The organism is Pseudoalteromonas arctica A 37-1-2 (assembly GCF_000238395.3).
Classification (GTDB): domain Bacteria; phylum Pseudomonadota; class Gammaproteobacteria; order Enterobacterales; family Alteromonadaceae; genus Pseudoalteromonas; species Pseudoalteromonas arctica.
Genome location: NZ_CP011025.1, coordinates 3686447 through 3704439 on the forward strand (window position 1 = coordinate 3686447; position 17993 = coordinate 3704439).

Sequence of the window (17993 nt, forward strand, 5' to 3'; positions counted from 1 at the left end):
TCGATGTGATTTTAACGTTGGGAGTCGCTACGCTCGCATCAGCGAGCACTTTAACTCGTTAAATTAAGTGAATTATTCACTAAGAGACGCTCCGCTATAGAGGAATACCTGAATCACTTTTTCTACAAGCATAAAAAAGCCCGAATCGTTAGATCCGGGCTTTCTACAATGTGAAGCTTGTGTAATGTCATAGTGCCCACAGCGGTGGAGAGTCACGTAGCAAATGCTAATTTATTGGCCGAATGGGGTATTAAGGGTTTTTGTTGTGATTTTAACGTCGGGAGTCGCTGCGCTCGCCCGACCTACGTGATATGTGTTGATGTGAGTGTATATTAATTGCGCGCATTTCACTTTTCTGCAGACGTAAAAAAGCCCGAATCGTTAGATTCGGGCTTTCTACAATTTGAAGCCTGGTAATGTCCTACTTTCACATAGCAAATGCTACACTATCATCGGCGCTGTTTCGTTTCACTACTGAGTTCGGCATGGAATCAGGTGGGTCCAAAACGCTATTGTCACCAAGCAAATTAGGTGCAAAGAATCAATGACAAGCACGTAGTGCTACCATTTTCTTTGCGCAAGGTGCCTCAATGTTAACGCTACGCGCTAAGAGTCACCTCTTGAATTTGGAAAATATCTGATAATATTTTTTAAGTCTTTCTTAAGTAATATCTACTTTAGTCATATTAACTTCTTCGCTTGTTTCACTATCACATAAAACGCGTTTGGCGTTGTATGGTTAAGCCTCACGGGTAATTAGTACAAGTTAGCTTAATGGCTCACACCACTTCCACATCTTGCCTATCAACGTTGTAGTCTTCAACGGCCCTTCAGAGACTTTAAAAGTCTAGTGAGAACTCATCTCGAGGCCTGCTTCGCGCTTAGATGCTTTCAGCGCTTATCAGTTCCGAACGTAGCTACCGGGCAATGCCATTGGCATGACAACCCGAACACCAGCGGTTCGTTCACTCCGGTCCTCTCGTACTAGGAGCAACCCCTCTCAATTCTCAAACGCCCACGGCAGATAGGGACCGAACTGTCTCACGACGTTCTAAACCCAGCTCGCGTACCACTTTAAATGGCGAACAGCCATACCCTTGGGACCGACTTCAGCCCCAGGATGTGATGAGCCGACATCGAGGTGCCAAACACCGCCGTCGATATGAACTCTTGGGCGGTATCAGCCTGTTATCCCCGGAGTACCTTTTATCCGTTGAGCGATGGCCCTTCCATTCAGAACCACCGGATCACTATGACCTACTTTCGTACCTGCTCGACGTGTCTGTCTCGCAGTTAAGCTGGCTTCTACCATTACACTAACCGTACGATGTCCGACCGTACTTAGCCAACCTTCGTGCTCCTCCGTTACTCTTTAGGAGGAGACCGCCCCAGTCAAACTACCCACCAGGCACTGTCCGTAACCCCGATTCAGGGGCCAACGTTAGAACATCAAAACTACAAGGGTGGTATTTCAAGGTTGACTCCACAACAACTAGCGTCGCTGCTTCAAAGTCTCCCACCTATCCTACACATGTAGGTTCAATGTTCAGTGCCAAGCTGTAGTAAAGGTTCACGGGGTCTTTCCGTCTAGCCGCGGGTACACAGCATCTTCACTGCGATTTCAATTTCACTGAGTCTCGGGTGGAGACAGCGTGGCCATGGTTACACCATTCGTGCAGGTCGGAACTTACCCGACAAGGAATTTCGCTACCTTAGGACCGTTATAGTTACGGCCGCCGTTTACCGGGGCTTCGATCAAGAGCTTCTCCCTAAGGATAACCCCATCAATTAACCTTCCGGCACCGGGCAGGTGTCACACCGTATACGTCATCTTGCGATTTTGCACAGTGCTGTGTTTTTAATAAACAGTCCCAGCCACCTGGTCACTGCGGCTCCCGTCCGCTTAGAGAGCAAGTCTCATCACAGATAGGAGCGTACCTTCTCCCGAAGTTACGGTACGATTTTGCCTAGTTCCTTCACCCGAGTTCTCTCAAGCGCCTTAGTATTCTCTACCTGACCACCTGTGTCGGTTTGGGGTACGATTCCATATAATCTGAAGCTTAGAGGCTTTTCCTGGAAGTATGGCATCAGCAACTTCATCACCGTAGTGACTCGTCTCGTGTCTCAGGTTTAGTGTTTGTCCGGATTTACCTAAACAAACGCCCTACTCACTTTCACATAGACTACCAACGCTATGCTTGCTTAGCCTGCTCCGTCCCCCCATCGCAATTATATCGAGTACAGAAATATTAATCTGTTTCCCATCGACTACGCCTTTCGGCCTCGCCTTAGGGGTCGACTTACCCTACCCTGATTAACATGGGATAGGAACCCTTGGTCTTCCGGCGTGGGAGTTTTTCACTCCCATTATCGTTACTCATGTCAGCATTCGCACTTCTGATACCTCCAGCATACCTCCCGGTACACCTTCAACGGCTTACAGAACGCTCCCCTACCACTCAGAATAAATTCTGAATCCGCAGCTTCGGTGCATAGTTTAGCCCCGTTACATCTTCCGCGCAGACCGACTCGACCAGTGAGCTATTACGCTTTCTTTAAAGGATGGCTGCTTCTAAGCCAACCTCCTGGCTGTCTGGGCCTTTCCACATCGTTTCCCACTTAACTATGACTTTGGGACCTTAGCTGGCGGTCTGGGTTGTTTCCCTCTTCACGACGGACGTTAGCACCCGCCGTGTGTCTCCCGGATATTACTTTACGGTATTCGGAGTTTGCAAAGGGTTGGTAAGTCGGGATGACCCCCTAGCCTTAACAGTGCTCTACCCCCGTAAGTATTCGTCCGAGGCTCTACCTAAATAGATTTCGGGGAGAACCAGCTATCTCCCGGTTTGATTAGCCTTTCACTCCTAGCCACAGGTCATCCCCTAACTTTTCAACGTTAGTGGGTTCGGTCCTCCAGTTGATGTTACTCAACCTTCAACCTGCCCATGGCTAGATCACCGGGTTTCGGGTCTATACCTTGCAACTATTCGCCCAGTTAAGACTCGGTTTCCCTACGGCTACCCTATTCGGTTAACCTCGCTACAAAATATAAGTCGCTGACCCATTATACAAAAGGTACGCAGTCACCCAACAAGTGGGCTCCTACTGCTTGTACGTACACGGTTTCAGGTTCTATTTCACTCCCCTCACAGGGGTTCTTTTCGCCTTTCCCTCACGGTACTGGTTCACTATCGGTCAGTTGGGAGTATTTAGCCTTAGATGATGGTCCACCTATATTCAGTCAAAGTTTCACGTGCTCCGACCTACTCGATTTCACTTAAAATGTCTTTTCATGTACGGGACTATCACCCTGTATCGTGGCGCTTTCCAGCAGCCTTCCATTAACACATAATAAGCTTAAGGGCTGTTCCGATTTCGCTCGCCGCTACTTTCGGAATCTCGGTTGATTTCTTTTCCTACGGGTACTTAGATGTTTCAGTTCTCCGCGTTCGCCTCGTTAACCTATGTATTCAGTTAACGATACCTGCAAGCAGGTGGGTTTCCCCATTCGGAAATCTTAGTCTCAAGCGCTTTTTACTAGCTTGACTAAGCTTATCGCAAGTTAATACGTCCTTCATCGCCTCCAACTGCCAAGGCATCCACCGTGTACGCTTAGTCACTTAACCATACAACCCAAACGGGTCTTTGTTTTGTGACAGTTTAACTTCGCCAGAAGTCAATATTGAATACTAAAGTAGATACCAATCAATCAACTCCTAAGAGTTAACTAAATGGCACTGAATGGTACTGCTACCATTCTTTTTTTACTTTTGAAAACTCTTGATAAATACAATGTATTCATCAGAATTTTATTATCAGCTTTTCCAAATTTTTAAAGAGCATATTAATTAGTCATCCCAAAGGGACAAGCACTAATTAACAATCATCTGTGTGGACACTACGAACAAATAAGTTCTAAATCGTATAAGGAGGTGATCCAGCCCCAGGTTCCCCTAGGGCTACCTTGTTACGACTTCACCCCAGTCATGAATCACTCCGTGGTAAACGTCCTCCCGAGGGTTAGACTATCTACTTCTGGAGCAACCCACTCCCATGGTGTGACGGGCGGTGTGTACAAGGCCCGGGAACGTATTCACCGCGTCATTCTGATACGCGATTACTAGCGATTCCGACTTCATGGAGTCGAGTTGCAGACTCCAATCCGGACTACGACGCACTTTAAGTGATTCGCTTACTCTCGCGAGTTCGCAGCACTCTGTATGCGCCATTGTAGCACGTGTGTAGCCCTACACGTAAGGGCCATGATGACTTGACGTCGTCCCCACCTTCCTCCGGTTTATCACCGGCAGTCTCCTTAGAGTTCTCAGCATTACCTGCTAGCAACTAAGGATAGGGGTTGCGCTCGTTGCGGGACTTAACCCAACATCTCACAACACGAGCTGACGACAGCCATGCAGCACCTGTATCAGAGTTCCCGAAGGCACCAAACCATCTCTGGTAAGTTCTCTGTATGTCAAGTGTAGGTAAGGTTCTTCGCGTTGCATCGAATTAAACCACATGCTCCACCGCTTGTGCGGGCCCCCGTCAATTCATTTGAGTTTTAACCTTGCGGCCGTACTCCCCAGGCGGTCTACTTAATGCGTTAGCTTTGAAAAACAGAACCGAGGCTCCGAGCTTCTAGTAGACATCGTTTACGGCGTGGACTACCGGGGTATCTAATCCCGTTTGCTCCCCACGCTTTCGTACATGAGCGTCAGTGTTGACCCAGGTGGCTGCCTTCGCCATCGGTATTCCTTCAGATCTCTACGCATTTCACCGCTACACCTGAAATTCTACCACCCTCTATCACACTCTAGTTTGCCAGTTCGAAATGCAGTTCCCAGGTTGAGCCCGGGGCTTTCACATCTCGCTTAACAAACCGCCTGCGTACGCTTTACGCCCAGTAATTCCGATTAACGCTCGCACCCTCCGTATTACCGCGGCTGCTGGCACGGAGTTAGCCGGTGCTTCTTCTGTCAGTAACGTCACAGCTAACGGGTATTAACCGTTAACCTTTCCTCCTGACTGAAAGTGCTTTACAACCCGAAGGCCTTCTTCACACACGCGGCATGGCTGCATCAGGCTTGCGCCCATTGTGCAATATTCCCCACTGCTGCCTCCCGTAGGAGTCTGGGCCGTGTCTCAGTCCCAGTGTGGCTGATCATCCTCTCAAACCAGCTAGGGATCGTCGCCTTGGTGAGCCATTACCTCACCAACTAGCTAATCCCACTTGGGCCAATCTAAAGGCGAGAGCCGAAGCCCCCTTTGGTCCGTAGACATTATGCGGTATTAGCAGTCGTTTCCAACTGTTGTCCCCCACCTCAAGGCATGTTCCCAAGCATTACTCACCCGTCCGCCGCTCGTCAGCAAAGTAGCAAGCTACTTTCTGTTACCGCTCGACTTGCATGTGTTAGGCCTGCCGCCAGCGTTCAATCTGAGCCATGATCAAACTCTTCAATTAAAAAGTTTTATGTCTTTCGACAGCTCAATGAATTCTGAATTTATTTTAATATCTTTCGATATTGAATTGACTGTGCCGAATAATTACCGAAATAACTATTCTGTTGGTCACTCAGTTTTCAATTGAGACTCTAATTTGTTTGCCTCACTAGTTACCCATAAAGAGTAAGTAGTTTGGCTGTTAGAACTCAATCTGTACGAGTGCCCACACAGATGATTGCTTTATATTGTTAAAGAACGTTGCAATTATAAAGTTAAACTTTATCTCGCTAGGGCTGCGCATATTACGCTTTCCTATTTTTTTGTCAACACTTAAATTTAAACTTTCTAAAAAGATTCAAACTAAGTTTTACTTAACACCCTGAGTTGTTCGTGCCTCGCTATGCGTTGGCGTTTCCCGTCTCAGTGGGGTCGCATTATAGGGAGATCCGAAAACAGATCAACCCTTTTTTGAAGAAAACTTGAAATAATGTGCTGTTCGCACATATTTGCATCGAAATGGTTACTTTAAACACTAAAAAGGCCCTGATGGGCCTTTTTAATTAGTTTACTATGAGCTTCCACCCAAGTTTACCTTGCTGTTTAGACTCTTGTTGTAGCTCGCTGGCCATTAATGGATGATCTTTTAACCAGTTACTTTCAAACTTAAGGTCTAACACTTCATTTTTAGCAGTTAACTTAAACTTAGGCAGTACGTCATCTTGTCTGCGCATTGATAAGATGACTGCTATTCGTAGTAATCTCACTATATATTGCGCTAATAGACTATTTACGCCGAGTGAATTAAAACAGCCTTTTGGAAAATCAGAACGATGCGCATCCGCTACCGCTACAATTAATTTATGCTCTGACTGTGAAAAACCAGGCATATCAGTATTTTCCAAAATATAAGCGGTGTGTTTATGGTACTGCTTATATTCTATTAGTAATCCAATCTCATGAAGCTGAGCTACCGCTTTTAATAGTGGTAACCCATTTAAACTTTCAATTGGCCAATCTTTATCAATACTTACCGCTAACTGCATAGCTAAGCTTGAAACCCGACACGCTTGTTTTTGATCGACGTGATAACGACTCATAAACCCATCAACTGTGCGTTTACGAATGTCGTTATTATGAAACTCCGGAACCATGCTATATAAAACGCCTTCACGCAGTGCTCCACCCGCCAATCCCATTTTTTCTATTTCAAGAGATTCAAATAGTGCGATTAAGATTGCGAGCCCTGATACAAATACCAGTCGACGGTCTTCACTTAATCCAGGAAGGTCTAGCGCTGCAATAGTGCTGAATGCAATTGCTTGCTCTTTTATAGTGTTGAGCTTTTCAAGCGTAAGTAAATCGTCAAGATTTTGAGCGACCATAATTTCTTGAATTGCTTGCACTGTGCCAGAAGCACCAGATGCAATTTGCCATCCCGCTGTTTTATATTCTGGAGAAATTTCATCAATGACTGTACGAGCTGCTTTTATGGCTGCGTTAAAGTTACTCTTACTTAATTGGCAGTCTTTGAAATAGCGTTCAAGATAGGTAACACACCCCATATTGAGGCTTTTGTAATGTAAGGCATCAAATGCTTTACCAATTACAACTTCGGTACTTGCACCACCAATATCAATAACAAGCTGTTTGCCAGTACAAGATGAAGTATGAGCAACACCTTTATAAATTGTACGCGCTTCTAATTCTCCGCTAATAACATTAATGTTATGGCCAAGAATCTTTTCTGCATGATTTTTGAATACTTCGGCGTTAGTGGCTAGCCGTAAGGTGGCTGTTGCTACTATGGTGATGTTTTTATCTGGGATATCTTGTAGACGCTCAGCAAAAAGGGCAAGGCATTCCCAGCCTCGCTGCATTGCTTCAGTGCTCAATACGTTATCTTTATCAAGCCCTGCGGCTAATCGGACTTTGCGTTTAACACGTCCAATTGTTTGTAGACCGCCAGCAATTGATTTGGCTATAAGCATATGAAAGCTATTTGAGCCCAAATCAATAACTGCGTACACATTTTTTTGCGGTTTAAGTTGCCCCACCGTTCAAAAACCTCTAGTTACTACTACTTATACAAACGGTCGTTTACGACCGTCCTTTTTGGTAACTATTATTTGGGCGACGTCCGCTGTTATTACTACGGTTACGTGGACCTGTTGAATAGTTGCGCTTTCTTTGAATAATAGGCTGAGTTAAATCATCTAGCAATGCTGTTTTATCATAATGTGATAAAGGAATGCTGTGCTCTATATATTCTTCAATTTCATGCAGGTTATATGCATATTGCTCACATGCAAAACTAATTGCGTGGCCTGATGCACCAGCGCGGCCAGTACGGCCAATACGGTGAACATAATCTTCACAATCGTCAGGTAAATCAAAGTTAAATACATGACTTACTTCTGGAATATGAAGACCACGCGCTGCAACATCAGTCGCAACTAAAAAGTCTAAGTCGCCTTTGCTAAACTGCGCTAATATAGTTTGGCGTTTTTTCTGGTTAACATCACCAGTAAGCATACCTACACGATGACCGTCTGACTTAAGCCAAGCATATACTGTTTCACAACTGTGCTTGGTATTTGCAAACACGATTGCTTTCTCTGGCCATTCTTCTTCAATTAAGGTTAACAACAGCTTAATTTTATCTTCTTGCGAAGGATGAAATAGCTCTTCTTGAATACGTTTACCCGTTTTAACGTCAGGTTCAATTTGAACATGTTCTGGGTTTGTCATGTGCTCAAAAGCTAATTCTTGTACGCGATACGATAATGTGGCAGAAAATAATAAGTTTAAACGCTTTGATGTATCTGGCATACGATCGAACATATAGCGAATATCTTTGATAAAACCTAAATCGAACATACGATCAGCTTCATCAAGCACGACTACCTCAATTTCATTAAGGGTGTAACAGCCTTGCTTATACAGATCAATTAGACGACCTGTAGTACCAATTAAAATATCAACGCCTTTTTCTAGTTGTGCACGTTGTTTTTCGTAATCTTCGCCACCATATACTAAACCTAAGTTAAGATTACAGTGCGGCGCTAAAATTTTAGCATCTTTGTGTATCTGAATCGCAAGCTCCCGAGTAGGGGCCATGATCAGGGCTCTTGGATGTTTACTAGGTGCTTTGCTAGATTGTAATAACCGATGGCACGTGGCAGTTAGAAACGCCAACGTTTTGCCTGTACCTGTTTGAGCTTGGCCCGCGATATCGCGTCCATCACAAATAAAAGGTAGGCATTTTGCTTGAATAGGTGTGCAATATTCAAACCCATTCTCGGTTAAACCGGCAACCACTTCCGGTGCGATAGCAAAGTCTGAAAACTTTTTATCGGTTAAATGTGTCTTAGTCATAGCGTTTAAGCATAACGTTTAAACTTGCAATAAGAAACAAGAGTGTTTAAATACGCACTAAATATTTCGCCTAACTAAATCGGAGAGCGCAATGAGCGAGAAAATAATCCAAATTACTGACGATAGCTTTGAAGCTGACGTATTACAATCTGACAAACCAGTACTAGTAGATTTCTGGGCTGAATGGTGTGGACCGTGTAAAATGATCGCCCCTATTCTTCACGAAGTTGCTGATGAATACGACAGCCGTGTGACTGTTGCTAAATTAAACATTGACCAAAATGCTGGCACACCGCCAAAATTTGGTATTCGTGGTATCCCTACTTTACTTCTTTTTAAAGATGGCCAAGTAGCTGCAACGAAAGTAGGTGCTCTTTCAAAAACTCAACTTATCGAGTTTTTAGAAAACAACATCTAACTGTAAGCTAGAACAATAAAAAGGGCTTTTTGCCCTTTTTTAAATTTATTTTGTATAAAGACTGGACGCTTTGCCAGTGAACTGCTAGTTTATAAAGCCAACTAATCCTTAGTTATATTCAACAAACCTCACTCAACGATCAAAGCGATTTTGAGTATGACAACTGTAATAAAGAACCCACCAATATGCATTTACGCGAATTAAAAGACAAGTCCATTAAAGAGCTTGTAGACTTAGCTGAGTCCATGGGGCTCGAAAACGTAGCCCGCTTAAGAAAGCAAGATATCATTTTTGCCATTCTTAAATCCCATGCCAAAGGCGGAGAGAATATCTTCGGCGGCGGTGTATTAGAGATTTTACAAGATGGTTTCGGCTTCTTAAGATCATCAGAAGCCTCTTACTTAGCTGGCCCAGATGACATTTATGTTTCACCTAGCCAAATTCGCCGTTTCAGCATGCGTACTGGCGATTCAATTTCAGGTCTTATTCGTCCACCTAAAGACGGTGAACGTTACTTTGCTTTACTTAAAGTAAATGAAGTTAACTTTGATAAACCTGAAAACTCTCGAACTAAAATTCTTTTTGAAAACCTTACCCCATTACATGCAAACGAACGTTTTCGCATGGAACGTGGTAACGGCAGTAAAGAAGATATTACAGCCCGTGTACTTGATTTAGCATCTCCTATTGGCCGCGGCCAACGTGGTTTGTTAGTAGCTCCGCCAAAAGCGGGTAAAACAATGCTACTTCAAAATATTGCACAATCAATTACGCACAACCATCCTGATGTAACATTAATGGTTTTACTTATTGATGAACGTCCGGAAGAAGTAACAGAGATGCAACGCCTAGTTAAAGGTGAAGTTATTGCATCAACGTTCGATGAACCAGCTTCTCGTCACGTACAAGTTGCCGAAATGGTTATCGAAAAAGCAAAACGCCTAGTTGAACATAAAAAAGATGTTGTTATCTTATTAGATTCAATCACTCGTTTAGCACGTGCTTATAACACCGTTATTCCTTCATCAGGTAAAGTACTTACTGGTGGTGTTGACGCTAACGCATTACATAAACCTAAGCGCTTCTTTGGTGCTGCACGTAACGTTGAGGAAGGTGGTAGCTTAACAATCATAGCTACAGCTCTTATCGATACTGGCTCTAAAATGGATGAAGTTATCTACGAAGAGTTTAAAGGTACTGGTAACATGGAACTTCACCTTAACCGTAAAATTGCGGAGAGACGTGTATTCCCAGCTATCGACTTTAACCGCTCAGGTACTCGTCGTGAAGAATTACTAACAAAACCAGATGAACTTCAAAAGCTTTGGATTTTACGTAAAATTGTTCATGACATGTCAGAAATTGATGCAATGGAATTCTTAATCGATAAACTATCGATGAGCAAAACCAATGATGAATTTTTTGATTCGATGAGACGCCAATAAAAGCGTTTTAATTGAATAAAAAAGCGCCTTAGGCGCTTTTTTTGTGTCTGGAATAAATACAGTTTAACTTTCATTATACTTTTTAAGTACACCCTGCAGCGTATCAACGAGCGCTTTAAAGTCATTTGCACTGCTTTTTTGGCTTCTGCGTAGAAGTGCTCTGTCTAAATATTTAGCCGATTGCGCAATTTCATCCAAACCAAACATTTGTGCAGCCCCTAAAATGCGATGGCTATCTTTTTGTAACGCATCTAAATCTTCGCTTATAAAATGCTGCGTAATCGTTTCACTCTCCAAAGCAAAGCTCTGCTTGAAACTAATTACAAGATCGCTCATATCAACTTCATTTTGCTTTGTAGTTGGCTGATCTTCTGTATTATGTAGGTGACTAGAAAGCGCTTTATAAAATGACTCTTTGTCTATCGGTTTACCTAAGTAACCAGTAAACCCTAACTCTAAATAACCATCCACCTCATGACTCATAGCATTTGCTGTTAAAGCAAAAATAGGTCGCTCAAAACCACATTGTTTTAATAGCTGAAAAGCAGAACGCCCATCCATCACTGGCATTTGAATATCGAGCAATACCAAATCTGGATATTCTTTTAAGCACTGTTCTACCGCTTGCTCACCATTTTCAACAGCAATAACCTCGAGTCCCATTGAGCGTAAATAGCGACTTATTAACCTACGATTATCAGGATGATCTTCCGCAAGTACAACACGTCCCGCTAATTGCTTATTTGCCTTAGGAGCACTTTGTACTGTAACTACACTTTGCGATTTATCTACCTCAGCACATGGCAAGAAGAACGAAAACTGACTGCCTTTTTTATATTCACTTTGCACACTTATGTAACCGCCCATCATAGACGCAAGCTGCTGCGATAAACTAAGCCCTAGCCCCGTACCACCAAAGCGACGACTTATACTGTTATCGGCCTGGCTAAAGCATTCAAAAATAAGCTTCAGCTGCTTAGAGCTCATACCGATGCCTGTATCTTTTACAATAATAACCAGTCCTTGCTCAGTTTTATTTAAAGCAATGATGACTTGCCCAGAGTGTGTAAACTTAATAGCATTTGAACATAAGTTTATAATAATCTGCTTTACACGAATTAAGTCGAGCTTAGTGTAAAACTCATTACCCACTTGATTATCTAAAATAAGGTGCAGATTTTTTGCTTTTGCTTGGGTAATAAACATTGCATGTACGTCATTTACGAGCTCGACAATATCAAAGCACGAAATATTTAACTCTAATCTATTGGCTTCAATTTTACTTAAATCGAGTACATCATTTATTAAGCTTTTTAAATGGTCACTGTGACGCTGAATTACTCTTAATTCATCTTTAAGTGACTCAGGCTCATATAATTCATTAATCAAAGCATCTGTTTGCCCTAAAATAGCCGTTAGTGGAGTGCGAATTTCGTGACTAATATTAGCCAAAAACTGGCTTTTAACATCGTTGGCTTCTCTCAGCTCTTGTGCAATTGCCTGCAATTCTGCGGTACGTTGCGTAACTTGTTCTGTTAACTGCTGCTTAGCGCGCTTTTCTGCACCACGGCGATAAAGCGCAATACCAGTTACGACAACTAAAAGTAATAGTAAAAAAGAGAATAAAGTAAGCTGAGAACGCTGCGACATTTTTAGCTCTTGCACACGGCGATCTTGTTTAAGTTTTTCTATCTCTTGGTTTAATTGCGTTGCTTTAAATTGATGCTGAAGTACCGCTAGTGCATTTATAATTGCCGTACTTCTGAGCTTTCGCAACTCACTAATATATTTTTGTTGCAAAGCCATTGCGCTTGAATAATCGCCTTTACTGGCTTCAAGAAGTGCTTTGGCCCCCAAGCTCTCTCTAATTATTCGCTCACTACCATATTCATGAGCAAGTAAAATTGCTCTATCTAAATTTATTTGCGCCTCTTCTAAGTTGCCCTTAACAAACTGAATTTTAGCCAGCGCATGTAGCGCATTAAGCTCTAAATTATGGTTATCTATTTTAAGGGCGTAGTACTCACCTAATTTAGCTTGCTCGTACGCTTCATCCACTTTTTTTAATACTAAATTAGTATTTGCTAGGTTTGTATATTGTGTAGATAGCTTATTGTAATCATTAGCTGAAATATAATAGCGTAGCGCTAGCTGGTAATAATGCAGTGCTAAGTCAAATTGATTACTCTCCATATGGGCAACACCCATATTGTTATATACCTGCGCAATACCGCTTTTATCATCTAATCGTTGATAAACCTTAAGTACATCTTGATAAAGACCAAACGCACTATCGTAGCGTGATAAGCGTATATAAACGCCTGCTATATTAAGTAGTATATCGGTTTTATCTTGCTCACTGCCGTACGCCTCGTAGATAGCTTTTGCTTTTAAATAAAACTCTAGGGTATCGCCTAGCTTATTCATATTAAAATAGGCCAAACCAATATTATTTAATAAGTTTGCCTGCTCTAGTAATTGCTTATTCTTTTCTGCTAATGCTAGGGTACGGGTATATTCAATAATCGCTTTTTGAAATAAGCCTTGATAAAAAAGTACAACACCTTGCATTTTAATTGCACGAAAGTGCTCATCAGGGAAGAAAGTATCCGAAGTATGTTGTTCGAGTAATTTAAAGTAATGTAATGAGTCTTTAAAATTATCAACCGATAACGCAGTATTACCCAATGCCGAATAAACAGCGACACGCTCCTTTTTGGAGGCATTTTTATTAGCAAGTAGCATGTTTGCTAATTGTAATTTAGGCTCCCACTGCACTTCGTTTTTGAATTGCTCAAATAACGAATCATTATTTTGGGCATAGCTAGGAGCTATTAGTACACAGCATATAGTAAATAAGAGGCATTTTAACTTGCCCAGCATAATTTTAATCCTTCAAACCGTTACTTATATCAGTGTAATCTTTATTGAAGATACACCAACTACTAGGGCCTAAACAATGCTTAACCCACTGATTGATGAGATTTTTGAGCTAATACTAACAAAGCAGGTTTGGCAAGTTCATACTTTAGCAGCAGAACTGACAAACCGCAGCGCTATGACCACTCTCGATAAAAGTCCTGAACGTGATTTATTTAAACGTAACTTTTTAATCATGAATGCACTGTACCAACTGCAGGCACAATTACGCCCTCAGAGTTTACTCATTTCAGCTCTGCATATCGAGCTTTTAGAAAAAGGAGATAATAGTTTAGTAACAACAAGCGAAAATTTGCGAGATTATTATTTAGATTGGCATAATTACGATACCAGTGAAGAGCAGATTGATGAGCTTTTAAATAGCTTTTGGCGTCAGTTTAAAACGACATCACCACAACAAGCTTTAAATGAAAATGAATTTAAAGCGTTGGCTTTAGAATGGAAGTTACCTGAAAATTTCACTCTTAAAAATGTTCAAAAGCGCTGGAGACAACTTGCATTACAAGTGCACCCAGATAAACCAAATGGCTGTGAAGTTGAGTTTAAAAAAATACAAACACAATACGAGCAACTAAAGGTAGCTGCTCGTTAATCTATTAATTTAGAAGTTTAAATTAACGAGTAAGGCGACGTGCGCGTATTTTACGCCCTTTAATATTGCCTTCGGTTAATTTACGAAGCGCAGGTTTTAATGAGTTACGCTCAACAGCAACAAACGCTACGTTATCAAGTACGTTAATTTTACCCACCTGACGACCTGCAACCCCATCTTTACCCGTTAAAGCACCTAAAATATCACCTGCACGTACTTTTTGTTTTTTACCTGAATCAATCATCAAAGTAACCATTTCAGGGCGGTACGGTGGCTTGTCTAATAAATTAAATGGTGGCATTTGCTCTGGAGTAATATCACGTTCGTAATGTTCGCCTATTTGAGCAATTTTAAACGCTTCTGCTTCACCGTAAATAGAACATGCAATGCCCTTTTTACCAGCGCGACCTGTACGACCAACACGATGCACATGTGTTTGCGTGTCATGTGCTAAATGGTAGTTAATCACCATATCCATGTCGTCAATATCTAAACCACGTGCAGCAACATCGGTTGCAACAAGTATTGAAGCACTTTTATTTGAAAAGTGAATTAACGTACGTTCACGATCGCGCTGTTCTAAATCACCGTGTAGCGAAACAGCACTAAAGCCTTCATCAGCTAAATCGTCACACACTTGTTGTGTTTCTACTTTAGTATTACAAAACACAACACAGCTTTGTGGTGTAAATTTAAGTAATAATAATTTTAGCGTTGGGTAGCGCTGCTTATTATTATCCATTTTGTAGAAGTACTGCTTAATTGTGCTTTTGGCTTGCTCTTCTTCTACTTTAACCATTTCTGGATTTTTAAGTACACGCTTAGCAATTGCTTCAATAGCTCTTGGGAATGTTGCACTAAATAACAATGTTTGACGATTTTGTGGAATGCGCTCAATAATTGCATCAAGTGTATCTTGAAAACCCATATCAAGCATTTGATCGGCTTCATCAAGTACCAATGTTTCAACATCATCTAAACGTAAAGTACCTTTACGAATATGGTCATCAACACGCCCAGGTGTGCCAACAATAATATGCGCGCCATGTTCAAGCGAGCCTATTTGTGGACCAATTGATACACCGCCACATAACGTTAATATTTTAATGTTATGGATACCGCGCGCTAATTTACGCATTTCAACCGCAACCTGCTCGGCAAGCTCACGAGTAGGACACAACACTAAAGATTGAATACGAAAGCGTTTTACGTTTAATTTAGCTAACACACCCAAGCTAAACGCAGCAGTTTTACCTGAACCGGTTTTTGCCTGAGCAATGATGTCTTTACCAGCAAGTACAGGCGGTAAACTTTGCGCTTGTACAGGTGTCATATGCGCATAACCAAGTGTTGATAAATTATCAACGAGTCCAGCTGGTAAAGCCAAAGATGAAAAAGCAGTTGAAGTCACAGTAAGTTCCATAGCAATAAAAATAACGTGGGGGAAAGCCCCACTAAATATGCTGCTAATAATAGCAGAATTCGTAATTAGCAACCATTAACAAACACATAATAAAGTACGTTAACAAAAGGTGTTGAAAATGATAGTAGTTTGCATTAAGATCGCGATTGTTTTTTACATATCACTGCTGGAAGCAAACAATGAAACTGAATTCTCTTTACATAGCACTATTAGCAAGCATTACAACAAACACATACGCAAACACTACTGACCTTGAGCGTATAGAAGTAAAAGGTAGCTACTTTAACGATTACAAAGTAGATAACGCTAATGGCGCAATGAGAACATCAGCTTCATTACTTGAAACCGCACAATCTGTAACCGTAATAACCGACACTATTATTAGTGAACAACTTGCCACTACCCTTGGCGAAGTACTAACAAATGACGCAAGCTTAACTGCAGGCTCACAACAACGAAATCGTGAAGTATTTAACTTACGTGGGTTTGAGCTAAGCTCATCAACAGGTTATTTACGTGATGGGCATCAGCATTGGTCGCACTACCAACAACCAATCGAAATTTTACAACAAGTTGAAGTAATTAAAGGCCCATCGAGCATTTTATATGGTCAATCAGGTCCGGGTGGCTTGGTGAACATGGTTACTAAAAAGCCTACAGCACAAACATTATTTAATGCCAGTGCCGATGTAGATCAGCATGGTTCAACGCGCTTTATGGTAGATGCCAGTGGTGCATTGACTGAATCAGAAGATTTACGTGCTCGTGGTATTTTAGTTAAACAAGATGTTGATTACTGGCGTGAATACCAAAACGGTGAAAACCGCGAGCGTGACCGCTTTTCAGGTGCTTTAGTTGTAGATTACGATATTAGCGACAACGCATTAGTACGTGTGCATTACGACCGCACAGACGACGAAGCCGGTTTAGATACTGGCGCATGGATAGACGAAAACGCCAATGTAATTGGTGATGATAAAACAATCCGTGATATGTCTTGGGCATTTACCGACATAACCGTAGAAAACCTAGGTGTAGACCTAGAAGTATTTTTAACCGATAACTGGCAAGTAAAGCTTGGCTATAACGAACAAACGTTTGAGCGCCAACGCTTTGAATCAGCACCGAATATGCCAAGTGACTTTGTTGAAGGCGATAGTTATGAATCTCGCCCTTACGACCGTTTTGATGATTGGCAATTTAAAACTGCATTTATTGATTTTATTGGTGAATTTAAAACAGGTAGCTTACAGCACCAATTTTTAATTGGCGCAAACTCGCTTGATTATTACTACGGGCAACGTCGTACCTCTGCCGACTCTTTTGATTTTTCTGCAGGACAAGCAGAACCATCTCGTCCATCAGTAAGCTATAAAACAGATGATACAGTAAGCGAAACTGAATACGACTACTACGGAATTTACGTTCAAGACTTAATTTCGTTCTCGCCTGAGTGGCAACTATCATTGGGTGGTCGTTACGACAAACAAAATAGCACAGGAAATGATAACGAATCATTTGTACCAAAAGTAGGTGTGCTTTATCACCCAAATGCTTCTGCAACTATATACGCTAGTTACTCAGAAGGTTTTGAGCCTCAAGGTAGTGAAACACTGATTGATGAAACAGATGTAAATAACGGCATGAAATTAGATGCTGTTACATCTAAGCAAAGAGAGATTGGTATTAAATGGCAGTTATTTGATGACCGCCTAATGCTTACCAGTGCTATTTTTGATATTAGCAAAGAAGGTACTCTTGTTAGCGAACAACTTGAGACGCCTATTGGCTCATTCACAAGTGAAACAAACCAAGTGGGTGAACAACGCCACAAAGGTGTTGAAGTAAGCGCACAAGGTGCCGCTACTGACCGCTTATTTGTTATGGCATCAACTATGTATCTAGATGCTAACTTTGAACGCGATGAAGTATTGGAAGGTAAACGCCCTACCGATGCACCAAAATGGTCGGCATCACTTTGGACGCGTTATGAATTAAACGACGCCATTGCACTTAATGCTGGTGCTTTTTACGAAGGTGAGCGCTTTGCCGATAGCGCCAATACAATTACTAAAGATGCATATACGCGTGTTGATGTAGGTGCAACTTATAAGTTTAACTTAAGTAATACCGATATTAACTTACGCCTTAACATCGAAAACTTATTTGATAAAAGCTATTTAGGTGGTGGCGGCACAAATAATGTAACTGTTGGCGAGGGCACAAATCTTCGTTTAGCTGCGCAATTTAGCTTTTAAATAACAGCTTTAAAATATAGCCCGCGTACATTTACGCGGGCTTTTTTTATATCTAAACGTTTATACCTAACAGCATTAAACCTATTACAAAGCCTATTCA

Annotated in this window: 8 protein-coding genes and 3 rRNA genes; 4 read left to right on the top strand and 7 right to left on the bottom strand. The window is 41.8% G+C overall.

Annotated features, from left to right (window positions below; translation table 11 throughout):
- Nucleotides 1–408: 408 nt before the first annotated feature.
- The 5 genes from rrf to rhlB all read right to left on the bottom strand — a co-directional run bounded on the left by rrf (nucleotide 409) and on the right by rhlB (nucleotide 8817).
- Nucleotides 409–523 (bottom strand): 5S ribosomal RNA (gene rrf, locus PARC_RS16845).
- A 212-nt stretch (nucleotides 524–735) separates the two neighbouring features.
- Nucleotides 736–3626, bottom strand: a 23S ribosomal RNA gene (locus tag PARC_RS16850).
- A gap of 299 nt (nucleotides 3627–3925) precedes the next feature.
- Nucleotides 3926–5461, bottom strand: a 16S ribosomal RNA gene (locus PARC_RS16855).
- Together the 16S, 23S and 5S rRNA genes form the textbook arrangement of a ribosomal RNA operon.
- Nucleotides 5462–6002: 541 nt before the next feature.
- Nucleotides 6003–7496 carry a guanosine-5'-triphosphate,3'-diphosphate diphosphatase gene (gene gppA, locus PARC_RS16860; protein WP_010555420.1) on the bottom strand — a complete coding sequence of 498 codons (1494 nt, stop codon included), beginning with the start codon at nucleotides 7494–7496 and terminating at the stop codon, nucleotides 6003–6005.
- 43 nt (nucleotides 7497–7539) lie between these two features.
- Nucleotides 7540–8817 (bottom strand): ATP-dependent RNA helicase RhlB, encoded by a 1278-nt coding sequence (gene rhlB / locus PARC_RS16865; RefSeq protein WP_002960940.1) that lies wholly within the window; start codon nucleotides 8815–8817, stop codon nucleotides 7540–7542.
- A 91-nt stretch (nucleotides 8818–8908) separates the two neighbouring features.
- On the opposite strand from rhlB, the gene trxA reads away from it, so the two are divergent.
- Both trxA and rho read left to right on the top strand, forming a co-directional pair.
- The gene (gene trxA, locus PARC_RS16870; RefSeq protein WP_002960942.1) at nucleotides 8909–9235 is read left to right on the top strand and encodes a thioredoxin TrxA; all 327 of its coding nucleotides are present in this window, start codon (nucleotides 8909–8911) and stop codon (nucleotides 9233–9235) included.
- 185 nt (nucleotides 9236–9420) lie between these two features.
- The gene (rho, locus tag PARC_RS16875; protein WP_002960945.1) at nucleotides 9421–10680 is read left to right on the top strand and encodes a transcription termination factor Rho; all 1260 of its coding nucleotides are present in this window, start codon (nucleotides 9421–9423) and stop codon (nucleotides 10678–10680) included.
- 63 nt (nucleotides 10681–10743) lie between these two features.
- Here the strand turns inward: rho and PARC_RS16880 are convergent, their stop codons facing one another.
- Entirely contained in the window at nucleotides 10744–13563 is a 2820-nt protein-coding gene (locus PARC_RS16880) for an ATP-binding protein (RefSeq protein WP_010555421.1), read from the bottom strand.
- 76 nt (nucleotides 13564–13639) lie between these two features.
- On the opposite strand from PARC_RS16880, the gene PARC_RS16885 reads away from it, so the two are divergent.
- Nucleotides 13640–14212 (top strand): DNA-J related domain-containing protein, encoded by a 573-nt coding sequence (locus tag PARC_RS16885; RefSeq protein ID WP_010555422.1) that lies wholly within the window; start codon nucleotides 13640–13642, stop codon nucleotides 14210–14212.
- 22 nt (nucleotides 14213–14234) lie between these two features.
- Here PARC_RS16885 and dbpA read toward each other — a convergent pair whose 3' ends face one another.
- On the bottom strand, nucleotides 14235–15623 hold the full coding sequence (gene dbpA / locus PARC_RS16890) for an ATP-dependent RNA helicase DbpA (protein WP_007580581.1): 1389 nt from the start codon (nucleotides 15621–15623) through the stop codon (nucleotides 14235–14237).
- A gap of 191 nt (nucleotides 15624–15814) precedes the next feature.
- On the opposite strand from dbpA, the gene PARC_RS16895 reads away from it, so the two are divergent.
- Nucleotides 15815–17893 (top strand): TonB-dependent siderophore receptor, encoded by a 2079-nt coding sequence (locus tag PARC_RS16895; RefSeq protein WP_010555423.1) that lies wholly within the window; start codon nucleotides 15815–15817, stop codon nucleotides 17891–17893.
- Nucleotides 17894–17993 lie beyond the last annotated feature (100 nt).

Coding starts and splice junctions, on each gene's coding strand:
- trxA (WP_002960942.1), top strand. CDS start 8,909: ATGAGCGAGAAAATAATCCAAATTACTGACGATAGCTTTGAAGCTGAC.
- PARC_RS16895 (WP_010555423.1), top strand. CDS start 15,815: ATGAAACTGAATTCTCTTTACATAGCACTATTAGCAAGCATTACAACA.
- rhlB (WP_002960940.1), bottom strand. CDS start 8,817: ATGACTAAGACACATTTAACCGATAAAAAGTTTTCAGACTTTGCTATC.
- PARC_RS16885 (WP_010555422.1), top strand. CDS start 13,640: ATGCTTAACCCACTGATTGATGAGATTTTTGAGCTAATACTAACAAAG.
- PARC_RS16880 (WP_010555421.1), bottom strand. CDS start 13,563: ATGCTGGGCAAGTTAAAATGCCTCTTATTTACTATATGCTGTGTACTA.
- rho (WP_002960945.1), top strand. CDS start 9,421: ATGCATTTACGCGAATTAAAAGACAAGTCCATTAAAGAGCTTGTAGAC.